Genomic DNA, 16,629 nt, shown 5'->3' on the forward strand with positions numbered 1-16,629 from the left:
TTTCTTTTAAAAAATCCTTTATTGATCCAGTTAAGAGCTCTTAAATTAACAATAGTAAAGTTATATCTCAACGACTATATTTATTTATAATGTACTTATTTTATCTAGTAAACATCTTATCGACATAGCATAAACCATGGTCAAAATACATAAAAACATTGTTTCGATCATCTTAATTGTTTTTTTTATTCTTAACAAAATATTGTCGTCAGTCTTATTCTTTATAAGAAAATCCGAGATTTTTCTTTAAAGAATTCTTTCCGACTTTTTAACATAATTAATTTTTACTTATATCAAAAACAAATAAAAACATAAAATATCATACCATATAATGATATTGTGATGTTAGTGAAATATAGATCTAAATAGTGCGATAGATAAAATTTTTTATACTAACTTATCTTGAACTTATATAATTGATTTGTTTGAATCAAAAATAAAGGTCAAGAAAATATTGTTTTTATTATAGACGCTTATAATGTTTCATAAATTGATTTTAGGATGGTAAAAATTTTTTTAAAAATTAAAATCTCAATCATAAATAATAATAAGTAAAATTATTTACATAAACTTTTTAATAGCTAATAATTAGATATATTTTAATTTACAAGAATTCTAAAAATCTGTTCAACTTAATTTGCTTACGAAAATCTATCTCTTGTTATAGAGGAATTTTCTATGTTTGATACTTGACAATATAGAAAAAAATACCTTCTTCTTTAAGAAAAGAGCATTTGTTATTGTCAATAATAACTTATCAGCTATTTTAATTAAAAAATAAGATATTAACTTTATGCTTTGTTCGTAACTTATAGAAGCGTTAATGCATTTTATTTAAGGATTAATCTTTATCATGCAAGAAACTTATTCCCCTGAAGAAATAGAATTGAAAGTCCAACAACATTGGGATAGACAAGATACTTTCAAGGTTACTGAAGAGCGTGACAAGGAAAAATATTACTGCCTTTCCATGCTTCCTTATCCTTCTGGTCGGTTACATATGGGTCATGTGCGTAATTATACTATTGGTGATGTGATAGCACGCCATCAGCGAATGTTAGGAAAAAATGTTTTACAACCTATCGGTTGGGATGCGTTTGGCCTACCAGCTGAAGGAGCGGCAATAAAAAATAAAATTGCTCCAGCATGTTGGACATATAGTAATATTGACTATATGAAAAAACAGTTAAAGCGCCTAGGTTTTTCTTTTGATTGGAGTCGTGAAATTACAACTTGTCGTCCAGAGTATTATCGTTGGGAACAGTGGTTTTTTACATGCTTGTATAATAAAGGATTAGTTTATAAAAAAACCTCTTTGGTTAATTGGTGTCCGCAGGATAATACAGTTCTTGCTAACGAGCAGGTAATTAACGGTTTTTGTTGGCGATGTGATACTAAGGTTGATAAAAAAGAAATACCTCAGTGGTTTGTGAAGATCACTGCTTATGCAGATCAACTTTTATCCGATCTAGATACATTAGAAGATTGGCCTGAAAAAGTAAAAACCATGCAACGTAATTGGATCGGTTATACCGAAGGTGCGGAAATAACCTTTCAACTTCTAGATAGAAAAGAAAAGTTAACTCTTTATACTACACGTCCGGATACGTTAATGGGTATAACCTATCTTGCAATCCCACTATCGCATACGCTTTCGTTGCAGGCGGCGACTGACAATATAGCTCTTAAAAACTTTATTCAGAAATCTTCTCTTAGCAATTTTACCAATATCGAAGATATGCAAAAAAACAATTTAAAAAAACAAGGGATGGCTACTGGATTATATGCATTGCATCCACTAACAAATGCAATCCTTCCTATCTGGATGTCTAACTATATGGTAAAAGATGACTTCTCCTATGCGGTAATGGGAGTTCCTGGACATAATCAATGTGATTTTGAATTTGCAAGAAAATATAACTTGCCAGTTAAAGCAGTGATCCGTAACGATGATGGGAGTGAACCAGATCTTAGTCTGCGAGCAATGACTAAAAAAGGAATTTTATTTAATTCAGGTATATTTGATGGCCTTGATTTTCAAGAGGCTTTTAACGCCGTTATCGATGTTTTATCATCATGCGGTGTTGGTGAAAAAAAAACATATTATCGTTTACGCGATTGGTGTATATCTCGTCAACGTTATTGGGGTGCTCCTATTCCAATGATTACTTTGATCGATGGTACCGTGAAACCGATACCCGATGATCAATTGCCGGTTATTTTGCCAGAAGATGTAGTGATAGATGGAATTTCTAATCCATTGAACAATGACTTAGAGTGGATAAAAACTAGTGATAACGGTGAAATTGCATTTCGTGAAACAGATACTTTTGACACTTTTATGGAATCTTCTTGGTATTACGCGCGTTATACGTGCCCAGATTATAATTTCGGAATGCTAGATCCAGAAGCTGCTAATTATTGGTTACCGGTGGACCAGTATATTGGTGGAGTTGAACATGCCATTTTGCATCTCATGTATTTTCGTTTTTATCATAAACTTTTACGCGATCAAGGTCTGGTTACGTCCAGCGAACCAGCTCAGCGTTTATTGTGTCAGGGTATGGTGCTTGCCGATACTTTCTATGATTTAACTGATCAAGGTGAGCGAGTATGGATCTCACCATCAGATGTACGTGTGGAACGCGATAAGAAAGGAAAAATTATAAAAGCAATCGACTCCAAGGGAAATGCCTTGGTATATGCCGGTATAAGTAAAATGTCGAAATCTAAAAATAATGGTATTGATCCACAAGATATGGTAAAGAAATATGGTGCTGATACCGTGCGCTTGTTTATAATGTTTGCTGCTTCTCCAGAACTTAATCTCGAATGGCAAGAATCTGGGATAGAAGGAGTGAATCGTTTTCTAAAACGTATTTGGAGGTTTGTTTACGATCATCATCGAAAAGGACCCTTTCAGTTATTGGATATTATTTCTCTGAACTATGAACAAAAATCGTTACGTCGAGATATACATAAAACTATAGTTAAAGTTACCGAGGATATCGGTCGTCGTCGGATGTTTAATACTGCTATAGCTTCTATTATGGAACTCATGAATCAGTTGGTTCGCTTTCCTTCAAAGGGAGCGCAAAATTTAGCTCTTCTTCATGAGGCAATGTTGGTTATTGTGCGGTTACTTTATCCTTTTACCCCGCATATTTGTTTTATACTCTGGAATGTGTTAGGAGGTGAGGGAAATATTGATCATGCGTCATGGCCGGTTGCAGACAAGGCAGCTATAGTAGAAGAGCATAATGTGGTAATAGTTCAGATTAATGGAAAATTACGTGGTAAGATTATTGTGCCTAAAGATGCAGATGAAGCTTTAATTCGTAGACATGCTTTTCGGGAATCTTTCGTAGAAAAGCATCTTGAAGGTTCTACGGTGCGTAAGATGATTTATATTCCAGGAAAGCTATTGAATTTAGTGCTAGACTAAAGGTTAAGGAAAACTTGTAGTGCGATCCTATACAATAATCTTAATCATAGTAGCAATGTTTTTTACACTAGGTTGCGGTTATCACGTATATGGTAATGCAACTTATCTTCCTGCAGAAATAAAATATATAATATTAAATAGTTATGATCCACATGGACCATTAACTAGGGTAGTGTGTTCAGAACTTCGTTTACATGATATGACTTTAATAGATGATAGAGAAATTAAAAATAACAAAGTTTCATCCCTTCGTATTATCAATGTATTAGAACAGCAAATTAATAGGTCGATATTTCAAAACGGTAAAACTGCTGAATATCAGATCAAGCTCACTGTACAAGCAGATTTTTCTATATCAGGACAAGATTGGTACCCTGTCAATGTTGATGTTTATCGTTCTTTTTTTTATAATCCACTGGTCGGAATGGCAAAAAGTGTTGAAGTTGATATTATTCGTCAGGAGATGTATAACCAAGCTGGTTATAAGTTGGTAAAGAAGGTTCTAAGTGTTTATTTTTTAAAAAGGGATTCACTAAAGAATGGTTTCAAATAAAAAAATTAAAATAAAAGTAAATTTTGATGTGGATGCTAAGGTTTTATTAAGAATAGAACATGATCACTTTATGTGCTGAGGAGTTAGCTATACATCTGCGCCAAAGGTTGTGTCCATGTTATTTATTATTTGGAAATGATTTCCTATTATTAGAAGAAAGTCAAAATTATATTCGAAAACAAGCACGATCTAATAAATTTAACGAGAATTTTAATATTATATTGGATTCTAATACTGATTGGGAATTTATCTTTAGTTTATGCCAAACACGTAGTCTATTTGTTAATCGGCAAACCTTATTGCTTATTTTACCTGATATTGGAGTAAATACAGTTATAGCCAATAAAATGCTCCAGCTAGTATCGTTATTACATGAAGATATTATATTAATTTTGCGAGGTACTAAATTAACACAGTGTATTAAAAAATCTGCTTGGTTTAAAATGGTTAGTAAATATGCAGTTCTGATCACATGTGTTACCCCGGAGGGAGAAAAATTATCCCTGTGGTTAAAAAAACGTGCTAAGAACATCAACTTAAGATTAGATGATGCTGCGTGCAACTTATTATGTTATTCTTATGAAGGAAATTTGTTAGCCTTATCTCAAGTTCTAGAGCAAATATTTCTTCTCTATCCTGATGGGAAGGAGCTGACAGTTTCGCATGTTGAGAATATGCTAAATAATTCTGTAAATTTTACGGTATTTCAGTGGGTACATGCGCTTCTATCAGGAAAAATAAAGCGTGCTTTGCATATTTTGCATCATCTTCAAAGTGAAGATATCCACCCTTTAATTCTATTACGTAACATTCAAAATGAAATTTTATTCTTGTTGACACTGAAACGTCAAATATCATCAGTGTCCCTGTATACTCAATTCAACAAGAACAAGATTTGGTGTGATCGGCGTATTTTATTGACAACTGCGCTAGAGCGGCTCTCTCTAGCGCAGTTGCTTAATATAGTGACTATGATGACAAAAATTGAGTTAACTTTCAAACAAGATTCCTTCTATCCTGTATGGTTCGACTTGAGAACATTAAGTTTATTATTATGTGGAAAATCTGTATCTATGGGAATGTTTAATGCATGAAGAGATATTAATCGCTTTTTATGGTGGGACCTTTGACCCCATACATTACGGGCACCTGAAATCAGTTATCGCATTATCGCAATTTATTAAATTACAGAAGGTAATTTTCCTCTTAAATCAATTTCCTGCTCATCGTCCACAACCAGTAGCATCATTTCAACAGAGATTAATGAGTATTAGACTTGCTATTAGCGAACTATCTGATTCTTTGTTTTATCTTGATAAGAGCGAATGTCGCGAAGAAATGCCTTCCTACATAGTAGAAACATTTGAATTATTGCGTAGTAAATATGGATCTTCTATACCGTTGGCTTTTATCCTAGGAGAGGATTCTTTGTTAACACTTCCGCAATGGCATAGAGGTTTAGAATTGTTAACATTGTGCCATTTATTGGTATGTACTCGACCCGGTTATGATAATTGGAGGGTTTCTTATGTAAACAATAAACGTTGGCTTAACAACCGATTAACTTTTGATCCACAATTAATATATAAACAACCCGCTGGTCTTATCTATTGTGCGCCTACACCAAAATTACCTATTTCTTCTAGCCAGATTCGTGAGCGTTATCGTCATGGACGAAGCTGTAGGGGTCTTCTTCCTTCCTCTGTTCAAGATTATATTGATTCTCAAAGGTTGTATCGTTAATCTGGGGTATGTATCTTTTTATGCTCAGATTTGCAAAGTAGAGAAATAAATTAAAGATCACTTTATCTAAATTATGTCAATATAATATATTGGGTTATATTTTTTATATAAAATAATTGATGTTGTTTTTATAATACTTATATAACCTTTAATACAATCAAATTAAGTACTGAGACAATAAATTACTTTCTATTTTTATTGTTAAAACTTATTTAAAGGTTTTTTTATACTAGTTGTACTTTAACAAAAAAATTAATATATTAAGAAAGGCCTATTAGCATTTTTGTGGAACAGATGTAGCAACTTCTTATCTTTTAAGGACAAAGTATTCGGTAATTTTTGTATTTGATTACTTGTCGAAATGAATTTAATGATTCTTTACATTTTATGAAAAATGGTTGATTTATCGATAGAGTGAAATGTTTTAACTAAAATTTAGATTTTTTTTTAGATTATATATGACAGGATTTTTCTATAGAAAGTAAAGAATTATTTATTTTAATGAAAAAAATAATTAAAAATCGCTCTAATGGAATATATAGGTTATTACTTTTCGAGTAAATTAAATTTTAAGTTCTTTGTATTTAAACAAAATTTTATTTTAATACAAAAAAAATACAACATAAAATTTGTTTAATAGTTTTATTGTTAATTTAATGAAAATCATCTTTAAGATGAAAAGACGAATGGTTTTTTTTGAGAAAAAGAAGAATATCATTTAGTCAGGTTATTGTTTTTCTTATAAACTTAAGAGACATTAATGATCTTTGATTTGGAATAGATGAACCATATAGTTAGACTGCAATATTAAATTAAAGAGTTTTATATGGATTAAACATATATAAACATTATATATTAATATAATTATATTATGTTTATTACCTATATTAATACAATTTAAAATTGTTAGAAAAAAATGTCTGTTATTATAAAGAACATTAATTAGGTTTGTTGAACACTTGTCATAGACAGTTCTAGTATTATTTATACTATCCTTACAAGGGTAGAAAGATTAATTAATTGTTTTATTTTTTTTAGAAAGGAGTTTCCAAAAATTTATTAAAAAATATTTTTAGTAAACAAATAAGTTGAATATTAAAGCAATATTATCTAAATAGGAATTTTTATAAATGATAATTTAAAAAAATCTAGTTTTTGTTTTTAAAAAAAATTAGAAATATTTTAAGATTACCAGGATTAGTATATAATAATTATTGATTAAATTTAATAGAGAAGTATTAAAAAATCTAAGAAATAGAAGCAATTCTAAATAAGAATTATTTGTTTCTGAATTTTTTTCTTTAAAAAAAAGATCTATCAGTATAAGATGCCAACTTAAATTCGGAATAGATTAACAATTATCATTTATTAATTATAAGAATATTTTTTATACTTAAAAATTAAAAAAAATAGTAATTGCTCATATGATAATTAAAAGATTATCATATTTTTAATAAAAAAAACAGATTCTATTTATAATGCAAGTAAGATTGGTTAATGCTTCTTTGTCTTACTTATTTTTTTAACTTTTTTTAATATATTAATCTTAATTCACTTGGTTCGTTTAATTAAAGTTGTTGTATGAGTTATTAATTGAATTAGATTTAATATTTTCTGCATGTATTTAGAGTATTGATATGGTCATCAGTATATGACTGCTTAACAATTAATGTTTTTAAAAAAAATTTCAATAATTATAAATTTACACTAATTTTAGTATATGAATATAAAGTGTAATCCCTTTCAAGATTATGCGGCTGAACTAGCGCTTTTTGTGCGTCGCGTTTTTATCTCTTTTTTTGGAATGTTGATGTTGAGCAGCATTCTTGTTGTTAATTTATATCATTTGCAAGTTACTTGTTTTGAAGATTACAGAACTCGCTCTAACAAAAATCGCATTAAGATACTACCGATTGCCCCTAGTCGGGGGATAGTTTATGATTGTAATGGTATACCATTAGCACTTAACCGCACTACTTATCAGTTAGAATTAGTTATCGAAAAAGTAAAAGATTTATCAAATACAATTGCTTCTTTACGTTCGATTGTCGATGTGACTTATAATGATATTCTTAATTTTGAAAAAGAACGTAAACGTTCTCGTCGTTTTGCATCGCTTCCGTTAAAAGTAGGTTTGACTGATGTACAACAGGCGCGTTTTGCTATAAATCAATATCGTTTTCCTGGTGTTACAGTAAAAGGATATCAGCGACGTTATTATCCTCATGGTTCTACACTAACCCATGTAATAGGGTATATGTCAAAAATCAATAATCATGATTTAGAATATTTAGACAAAACTGGAACCTTGCAAAATTATGCAGCAACAAATGATATTGGAAAATTAGGTATAGAGCGTTACTATGAAAGCACGTTACATGGCACGATAGGCTACGAAGCTGTAGAAGTTAACAATCTTGGACGTGTGATTCGTCAGTTATATGAAACCCCTCCCCAGGCAGGAAATGACATTACCTTAACATTAGATTTAAGGTTACAAAAATACATAGAGAAGCTATTAATTGGTTCCCGCGCTGCTGTGGTAGTTGTAGATCCCCGAGATGGTGCTATCCGTGCTTTGGTATCACATCCAAGCTATGATCCTAACTTATTTGTTGATGGAATATCTAACAAGGAATACCATGCATTATTAGAAAATGAAAATCGCCCTCTTATCAATCGTGCAACTCAGGGTGTTTATCCACCAGCTTCTACGGTTAAACCTTATATATCAGTATCAGCATTAACATTAGGTTTGATTAATAAAAATTCTTCTTTATTTGATCCTGGTTGGTGGAAATTACCAGGATCCGAGAAGCGTTATCGTGATTGGAAGCGATGTGGGCATGGGTGGTTAAATATTACTAGAGCATTAGAAGAATCTTCGGATACTTTTTTTTATCAAGTAGCTTATGATATGGGTATTGATCGACTAGCTGAATGGATGACGAAGTTTGGTTATGGGCAATATACTGGTGTCGATTTATATGAAGAACGTGCTTGTGTAATGCCAACACGAGAGTGGAAAATTTCTCGGGTTAAACAACCATGGTATCAGGGAGATACCATCCCGGTTGGGATCGGTCAAGGTTACTGGACTGCTACACCGTTACAGATGTCTAAAGCTTTGATGACTTTGATTAATGATGGTACTGTTCGAACGCCGCACTTGCTTTCCGTTATAAAAAAAAATGGTCGTTATATTCCCTATGTTCAAAAAGAAAATATACGAATCGACGATTCGGATTCTAGTTTTTGGGAAATCGCCAAAGATGGTATGTATGGTGTAGCAAATCGACCAAATGGTACAGCATATCAGAGTTTTGCAGATGCACCTTATAAGGTGGCTGCTAAATCTGGCACTGCTCAAGTATATGGTTTAAAATCTAATGAAACTTATCACGCTTATAAAGTTACTGAGCGGCTCCGTGATCATAAATTAATGACCGCTTTTGCATCGTATGAAGAACCTACTGTAGGAATAGTAGTGATTTTAGAAAATGGTGGGGTTGGGCGGAGGGTTGGTATGATTACTCGCCAGATTTTAGATTATATTTTTCTTGGTGATAAAACTATCGAGTTATCTAATTCTTCTCCTTAGTGCCATAAAGATAGAGTAATTAATTTTATTATGATAGATAATCCAAAAAAGTTTTTTTTGTGGCATACAATTCATGTTGATATTATTTTATTGATTTTTATTGCATTATTGCTTATGTATAGTGCTGTAATTTTTTGGAGTGCTAGTGGGCAGGATGTAAGTATGATGATGCGCAAGATTATCCAGATAGTTATAGGGATACTAGTAATGATCTTAATGGCTCAAATTCCACCTCGCGTTTATGAAGGCTGGGCACCGTATTTATATATTTTATGTTTATTTTTATTGATTCTCGTCGATGCATTCGGACACCTTAGTAAGGGTGCTCAACGTTGGTTAGATGTAGGTATCATTCGATTCCAGCCATCAGAAATTGCAAAAATTACTGTTCCACTAATGGTATCGCGTTTTGTTAATAGAAATGTATGCCCTCTATCAGTAAAAAATACTGCTATTGCCTTTTTATTAATTTGTATACCCACATGTTTAGTGGCAGTACAACCTGATCTAGGTACTGCTATTTTGATTGCTGTTTCTGGTTTATTTGTTTTGTTTTTCTCTGGCATTAAATGGAAAGTAATTGTTCTTTCTGCGTCGATAATAGCAGTTTTTATTCCTGTGTTATGGTTTTTTTTAATGCATGATTATCAGCGAGATCGGGTGATAATGTTACTCAACCCTGATAGTGATCCTCTAGGGGCCGGTTATCATATTATTCAATCTAAAATTGCTATTGGTTCTGGTGGTCTTTTGGGAAAAGGTTGGTTACAAGGAACTCAGTCGCAATTAGAATTTTTACCAGAGCGTCATACCGACTTTATTTTTGCAGTTTTGAGTGAAGAATTTGGGTTAATAGGAGTATTATTACTATTAGCGCTTTATTTTTCTATAATTATTCGTGGTTTCCTTATTTCAGCGCGAGCACAAAATACTTTCTGTCGAGTAATGACTGGTAGTTTGATGTTGATTCTATTTGTTTATATGTTTGTAAATATCGGAATGGTAAGTGGAATTTTACCGGTAGTTGGCATACCATTACCATTAATTAGTTACGGTGGTTCAGCTCTGATTGTTTTAATGGCAGGATTTGGTATTGTAATGTCAATTGATACTAATCGAAAAATGTTATCCAAAAATTTATAAAAAAATGATTAAACATAACAATAATTAAATTAATTTATCTATGTTATTTTCTTTAGATTTTGTAAAGTAGTGATTTTTTATTAAAACATAGTTTAATTGCTATTAAATTAAATAATATTTAGCATAAAATATTTGATTTTTCCAGATTATCAATCATAACAGTCTAATTTGTTTTTATTCAAAAATTTATGGCGATTTAGATTCAGATGATTTTCTATGCGTATTTTAAAGAAAAAAAATAATTATATTTTAACAAATTGTATCAATAAGTCGATGTGTTTTTTTTAAAAAATTAAATTAACTTTAATCTTATTAAATAATAATTAGATATTAATAGCTAGTTTGCGTATTTTTTTAAAAGAAAAAAATCTTTAATTTAATAGAATATGTTATCAAAGGACAAGTAAAAATTTTTTTAATTATAATACAAATTATCACTAAATTATGACATACAGGGAAGAGTGGAAGATAAAATTTAACAAAATTAATAAAAGTAATATTATAAATTATATTTTTTTATGTTTAGTTTTATACGAAAATTTAGGCTGTTGGAGTAATAGTTCATTTGAACTCTTACAGATATTAGGTGATATATAAATCCTCTACATTCTATAAATCAAATTTGCAAATTTTTAGAAAATGCATAAGTTACAGATATCTCTCGATAGAAAAAAAGGGGAGGGGTAAATAAGAAACTAGTAACATTTTTAAAAAAAACACTAAACTCATATTTAGATTACCATTTATAAAAAAAATAAGTAGACTATAAAACAATATCGGATTAGGCTATATCAATAAGATTTAAAGAGATATTTATTTTTTAGAATTAGCTATTAATTACAATTTTATAACGAAGCTAGTGAGATTTGACTGGGTATTTCCATTTCGCTTTAAATTATTTTATCACCATTTAAAATAATTGCAGTATTTTTCATTAAAAAAATACCGCATTTTTAGAGAAAAGATAGTATGATTTTATAATATAAAATTCAAATAAAAGTATGATTAGTATTTAGTATAGAGATACGGGTGTTATGAGTGATTTTGCTAGAGAAATTACACCGGTTAATATAGAAGAAGAATTAAAACGTTCTTATCTAGATTATGCTATGTCTGTGATTGTTGGACGTGCTTTGCCGGATGTTCGTGATGGACTTAAACCTGTCCATCGTCGTATTTTGTTTGCAATGAATGTTCTTGGCAATGATTGGAATAAACCTTACAAAAAATCAGCACGTGTTGTGGGTGATGTCATCGGTAAATACCATCCACATGGTGATACAGCTGTCTATGATACTATCGTGCGAATGGCTCAGCCTTTTTCTCTTCGTTATATGCTAATTGATGGGCAAGGTAATTTTGGTTCAGTTGACGGTGATTCTGCTGCTGCAATGCGTTATACGGAAGTACGAATGGCTAAAATTGCTCATGAATTATTAGTTGATATGGGGAAAGAAACTGTCGATTATGTATTGAATTATGATGGGACTGAAACAATTCCTGATGTTATGCCCACAAGGATTCCAAATCTATTGATAAATGGATCTTCTGGAATCGCGGTAGGAATGGCGACAAATATACCACCGCATAATCTTACAGAAGTGATTAATGGTTGTTTAGCTTATATCGATGATGAAAACATTAGTCTTGAAGATTTAATGAAACATATTACTGGACCGGATTTTCCGACTTGTGGGATGATTAATGGATCAGGTGGCATAGAAGAAGCTTACCGAACTGGACGTGGTAAAATCTATATTCGTGCATGTGCATCCATAGAAAATGATACTAAGTCAGGTCGAGAATTTCTTATTATAAATGAAATTCCTTATCAGGTAAATAAATCTCGATTAATTGAAAAAATTGCAGATTTAGTGAAAGGCAAGGGTATTGAAGGAATTAGCGGTCTTCGTGATGAATCTGATAAAGATGGAATGCGAATTGTAATTGAAATTAAGCGAGACGCAGTGGGTGCAGTTGTATTGAACAATTTATATTCACTTACACAGCTTCAGGTATCATTTGGTATAAATATGGTTGCTCTACATCAGGGTCAACCAAAAACTTTATCATTAAAAGAAATTCTATCTGCCTTTGTACGTCATCGGCGCGAAGTAGTTACTCGTCGCACGATTTTCGAAGTTCGTAAAGCTCGTGAGCAAGCGCATCTTATGGAAGCAGTCGCTGTAGCTTTATTAAATATAGATCAGATTATTAATTTAATTCGTCAGATGCCAACATCAGCAGAGGCAAAAAATGCATTGTTAATGCATTCTTGGGAAATGAATAGTTTTTCTCCTATGTTAAAATATCTTGGTAGCAAGATAGCACGACCGGAGTGGTTGAAGGCAGAATGTGGTATTAGAAATGGTACATATCACTTAAGTGAGAAGCAGGCGCAGGTAATTTTAAATTTTAGACTTCAAAAACTAACTAGTTTAGAACAGAGAAAACTATTATCTGAATATAAAGAATTATTGTTTAAAATCAACGAACTAAGTGAGATTCTTAAAAATTCTAATCGATTAACCGAAGTAATTCGTCAAGAGCTTTGCAGTATTAAAGAGCAGTATAACGATCCTCGTCGCACTAAAATCATTGCAGATACCTCCAATGTTAATACAGAAGATCTAATAAATCAGGAGAATGTCATTGTCACTCTTTCATATCAGGGGTATGTAAAATATCAGCCTTTAAGGGATTATGAAGAACAGAGGCGTGGTGGAAAAGGAAAATCAGCAGCTAGTATCAAAGAAGAAGATTTTATAGATCAACTATTGGTTGCGAATACCCATGAAACTATCTTACTTTTTTCTAGTAGAGGACGGATATATTGGATGAAGGTATATCAACTACCGGAAGCTAGCCGAGGAGCTCGTGGACGTCCTATAATCAATTTATTACCTCTAGAGTCAAACGAACGTATCACTGCTATATTGCCTGTTCGTACCTATGAAAAGGGTAGTCATGTTTTTATGGCAACTTCTAGTGGGACTGTTAAAAAAACCCCTCTTGTTGAGTTCAGTCGTCCTCGCAGTGCAGGCATTATCGCCATGAATCTCGACGTTGGTGACGAGTTAATTGGGATAGATCTAACTGATGGTAGTAATGATGAAGTGATGTTATTTTCTGCTTACGGAAAAGTGGTGCGTTTTCCAGAAAACCAAGTAAGAAGCATGGGAAGAACAGCAAGAGGTGTTCGTGGAATTAATTTAGCATTAGGTGATAGAGTGGTATCGCTCATTGTACCGCGTGGTAATGATTCGATCTTGACAGTAACACAGTACGGTTATGGTAAGCGTACTTTACAAAAAGAATATCCTACCAAGTCTCGATCAACTCAAGGTGTAATATCTATAAAGGTGAATGAACGTAATGGAAAAGTAGTTTGCGCGTTAGAGGTAAATAATAGCGATCAGATTATGTTAATAACTGATGCTGGTACACTTGTACGTACGCGTGTATCTGAGATTAGTATTATCGGTCGTAATACTCATGGTGTAACGCTTATTCGTACTGCACAAGAAGAAAAAGTGGTTGGTCTTCAACGGGTAGCTGATGATCTAATTAAACGATAAAAATATATTAGAGTGGCCTATCCGAGTCTGCATGACTATGATAGGCAGAAGAGCAATGTGCAGGGATGTTTTATATTTTATTCTTTTGAAGTTTCTCTTTTGCGATCAACGAGTTCGATATATGCCATAGGAGCGTTATCGCCTATACGAGATCTACATTTCAAAATGCGAGTATAACCACCGGGACGTTTTGTCAGGCGTGGAGAAAGTTTATTAAATAATTTTGCTACGATTTCGTTATCACGAATTTTAGAAAATACGCGTCGGCGATTTGCTATACTATCGATTTTAGAAAGGTTTATTAGGGGTTCAACAATGCGGCGAAGTTCTTTTGCCTTTGATAGAGTGGTTTGTATTATTTCGTATCGAAGGAAAGAGAGAGCCATATTAAGAAACATGGCCTGGCGGTGCCTGCTATTTCGATTTAATTTACGACCACTTTTACGATGTCGCATTATTTTATCCTTATTATTGTGTATATGCGGCAAGCTATTTATCAGAAATACTTGCTGGAGGCCAGTTTTCAAGGCGAATACCAAGAGCCAATCCCCGAGAAGCTAATACATCTTTTATTTCGGTAAGGGATTTTTTACCAAGGTTGGGGGTTTTTAGCAACTCGACTTCAGTACGTTGTACTAAATCACCGATATAATGAATTGTCTCGGCTTTAAGGCAGTTAGCAGAACGAACAGTTAACTCTAAATCATCAACTGGACGTAATAGGATTGGATCAAATTCTGGTTTTTCTTCTTTTATTTCTGGTTGACGCACGTCATGCAGATCAACAAAAGCTTCTAATTGTTCAGCTAAAATAGTTGCTGCTCTTCGTATTGCTTCTTCAGGATCAATCGTTCCATTGGTTTCAATTTCTATAATTAATTTATCTAAATCAGTGCGTTGTTCAACTCGAGCTGCTTCTACATTATATGTAATGCGTTCTACTGGGCTATAGCATGCATCCACTAACATGCGTCCGATAGGTCGATGATCGTCGTCTTCACCATGGAGACGAGCTGATGCTGGTACGTAACCGCGTCCACGTTGAACCTTTATACGCATATTTATATCGGCATTTGCATCGGTTATATGGCATAAGATATGATGAGGTTTTATAATTTCAACGTTTGTATCTTGGGTGATATCAGCTGCAGTTACAGTACCAATTCCAGATTTATTTAAGGTTAAAATGACACTATCTTTACCTTGTATTTTGATTGCTAATCCTTTTAAGTTAAGTAAAATTTCTAAGATATCTTCTTGTATACCTTCTTTGGTGCTATATTCATGGAGCACGCCATCAATTTCAACTTCTGTTACTGCGCAACCCGGCATAGATGAGAGTAAAATACGACGTAGTGCGTTACCTAGTGTGTGGCCAAAACCACGCTCTAATGGCTCTAAAGTCACTTTTGCGTGTGTAGCACTTATTTGATTGATGTCTACTAATCGCGGTTTTAAAAATTCTGTTATAGAACCCTGCATGTGTCCTCTCTCGTTATATTAAGCTTTACTTAGAATAAAGCTCAACAATTAGGTGTTCATTAATTTCCGCAGAAAGATCGACACGTTCTGGAATACGTTTGAACACCCCCTCCATTTTAATAGAATCAACTTCAATCCAAATTGGTTTCTCGCGTTGCTCAGCCAGCTCTAATGAAGCATAAACGCGAGATTGTTTTTTTGCTTTTTCACGGATCTTGATAATGTCATTTGGCATTACCTGGTAAGAAGCGATGCTAACAACATGGTTGTTAACCATGATTGACTTATGGCTTACTAATTGACGTGATTCAGCTCGAGTCGCACCAAATCCCATGCGATAAACGACATTATCGAGACGACCTTCTAATAATTGTAATAATTTTTCGCCGGTATTACCTTTTATTCGTGCTGCTTCTTTATAGTAATTGCGGAATTGACGTTCTAGGATTCCGTAAATACGTCGAACTTTTTGTTTTTCACGCAACTGCACACCATAATCAGATAGACGTGGTTTGCGTGCACCATGCTGACCTGGCGGTTGCTCAATTTTGCATTTAGAGTCGATCGTTCGAACACCAGACTTCAAGAAAAGGTCTGTTCCCTCACGACGGGTTATTTTTAGTTTAGGACCTAAATATCTTGCCATTTTTTCCTCCAACTAACCTGTAATCGACGTTATACTCGGCGCTTTTTAGGTGGACGACAACCGTTATGGGGGATAGGAGTCACGTCAGTAATATTCGTGATCCGAAAACCAGCCGCATTTAAAGCACGGACTGTAGACTCGCGACCTGGACCTGGTCCTTTAACCATCACTTCCAGATTCTTAATACCATATTCTTTTACAGCTTCCGCGCAGCGTTCAGCTGCGACTTGTGCAGCAAAAGGAGTGGACTTGCGAGAACCACGGAAGCCGGAACCAGCGGAAGTCGCCCAACTTAACACATTACCCTGACGATCAGTAATAGTTACAATAGTGTTGTTGAAGGATGCATGAATATGCGCTACACCATCTAGAATTTGTTTCTTAACACGCTTACGCGTACGAATAGGTGCTTTAGCCATTATTTGTTTATTCATCCCC

Annotated in this window: 10 protein-coding genes and 1 pseudogene; 7 read left to right on the forward strand and 4 right to left on the reverse strand. The window is 33.1% G+C overall.

The annotated features are described in order from the left end of the window. The first annotated feature begins 853 nt into the window (after positions 1–853). From leuS to gyrA, 7 genes and pseudogenes are all read left to right on the forward strand, one after another. Positions 854–3,445, forward strand: coding sequence for a leucine--tRNA ligase (leuS, locus tag A35E_RS01290; protein WP_014888872.1), 2,592 nt, complete (start codon positions 854–856; stop codon positions 3,443–3,445). A 19-nt stretch (positions 3,446–3,464) separates the two neighbouring features. Further along, positions 3,465–3,998, forward strand: coding sequence for an LPS assembly lipoprotein LptE (lptE, locus tag A35E_RS01295; RefSeq protein WP_014888873.1), 534 nt, complete (start codon positions 3,465–3,467; stop codon positions 3,996–3,998). Between the two features lie 59 nt (positions 3,999–4,057). Next, a complete protein-coding gene (holA, locus tag A35E_RS01300; RefSeq protein ID WP_014888874.1) occupies positions 4,058–5,092 on the forward strand; it encodes a DNA polymerase III subunit delta in 1,035 nt (344 codons plus the stop codon). Beyond that, on the forward strand, positions 5,085–5,741 hold the full coding sequence (gene nadD / locus A35E_RS01305) for a nicotinate-nucleotide adenylyltransferase (protein ID WP_014888875.1): 657 nt from the start codon (positions 5,085–5,087) through the stop codon (positions 5,739–5,741). Before holA ends, nadD begins: the two co-directional genes overlap by 8 nt. 1,720 nt (positions 5,742–7,461) lie before the next feature. Then, on the forward strand, positions 7,462–9,342 hold the full coding sequence (gene mrdA, locus A35E_RS01310) for a peptidoglycan DD-transpeptidase MrdA (protein WP_014888876.1): 1,881 nt from the start codon (positions 7,462–7,464) through the stop codon (positions 9,340–9,342). 30 nt (positions 9,343–9,372) lie between these two features. Beyond that, positions 9,373–10,485: a peptidoglycan glycosyltransferase MrdB gene (mrdB, locus tag A35E_RS01315; protein ID WP_014888877.1), complete on the forward strand. Its 1,113-nt coding sequence runs from the start codon at positions 9,373–9,375 to the stop codon at positions 10,483–10,485. Positions 10,486–11,519: 1,034 nt separating this feature from the next. Then, a pseudogene (gene gyrA, locus A35E_RS01320) lies at positions 11,520–14,045 on the forward strand (DNA topoisomerase (ATP-hydrolyzing) subunit A); the annotation flags it as partial. 95 nt (positions 14,046–14,140) lie between these two features. On the opposite strand, the gene rplQ reads toward gyrA, so the two are convergent. The 4 genes from rplQ to rpsK are packed head-to-tail and all read right to left on the reverse strand — an operon-like array spanning position 14,141 to position 16,610. Continuing rightward, positions 14,141–14,518 (reverse strand): 50S ribosomal protein L17, encoded by a 378-nt coding sequence (rplQ, locus tag A35E_RS01325; protein ID WP_014888879.1) that lies wholly within the window; start codon positions 14,516–14,518, stop codon positions 14,141–14,143. Between the two features lie 34 nt (positions 14,519–14,552). Continuing rightward, positions 14,553–15,545, reverse strand: coding sequence for a DNA-directed RNA polymerase subunit alpha (locus A35E_RS01330; protein ID WP_014888880.1), 993 nt, complete (start codon positions 15,543–15,545; stop codon positions 14,553–14,555). A 25-nt stretch (positions 15,546–15,570) separates the two neighbouring features. Then, positions 15,571–16,191, reverse strand: a complete 621-nt coding sequence (rpsD, locus tag A35E_RS01335; RefSeq protein ID WP_014888881.1) for a 30S ribosomal protein S4 — start codon at positions 16,189–16,191, stop codon at positions 15,571–15,573. A gap of 29 nt (positions 16,192–16,220) precedes the next feature. Next, the gene (gene rpsK / locus A35E_RS01340) at positions 16,221–16,610 is read right to left on the reverse strand and encodes a 30S ribosomal protein S11 (protein WP_014888882.1); all 390 of its coding nucleotides are present in this window, start codon (positions 16,608–16,610) and stop codon (positions 16,221–16,223) included. Between the last annotated feature and the right edge of the window lie 19 nt (positions 16,611–16,629).

Origin of the sequence: secondary endosymbiont of Heteropsylla cubana (assembly GCF_000287355.1) — a bacterium.
GTDB lineage: Bacteria > Pseudomonadota > Gammaproteobacteria > Enterobacterales > Enterobacteriaceae.

Bases quoted from the DNA above. Each gene is read 5' to 3' on its own strand.
- leuS (WP_014888872.1), top strand. From the start codon at position 854: ATGCAAGAAACTTATTCCCCTGAAGAAATAGAATTGAAAGTCCAACAA.
- holA (WP_014888874.1), top strand. From the start codon at position 4,058: ATGATCACTTTATGTGCTGAGGAGTTAGCTATACATCTGCGCCAAAGG.
- nadD (WP_014888875.1), top strand. From the start codon at position 5,085: ATGCATGAAGAGATATTAATCGCTTTTTATGGTGGGACCTTTGACCCC.
- mrdA (WP_014888876.1), top strand. From the start codon at position 7,462: ATGAATATAAAGTGTAATCCCTTTCAAGATTATGCGGCTGAACTAGCG.
- mrdB (WP_014888877.1), top strand. From the start codon at position 9,373: ATGATAGATAATCCAAAAAAGTTTTTTTTGTGGCATACAATTCATGTT.
- rplQ (WP_014888879.1), bottom strand. From the start codon at position 14,518: ATGCGACATCGTAAAAGTGGTCGTAAATTAAATCGAAATAGCAGGCAC.
- A35E_RS01330 (WP_014888880.1), bottom strand. From the start codon at position 15,545: ATGCAGGGTTCTATAACAGAATTTTTAAAACCGCGATTAGTAGACATC.
- rpsD (WP_014888881.1), bottom strand. From the start codon at position 16,191: ATGGCAAGATATTTAGGTCCTAAACTAAAAATAACCCGTCGTGAGGGA.
- rpsK (WP_014888882.1), bottom strand. From the start codon at position 16,610: ATGGCTAAAGCACCTATTCGTACGCGTAAGCGTGTTAAGAAACAAATT.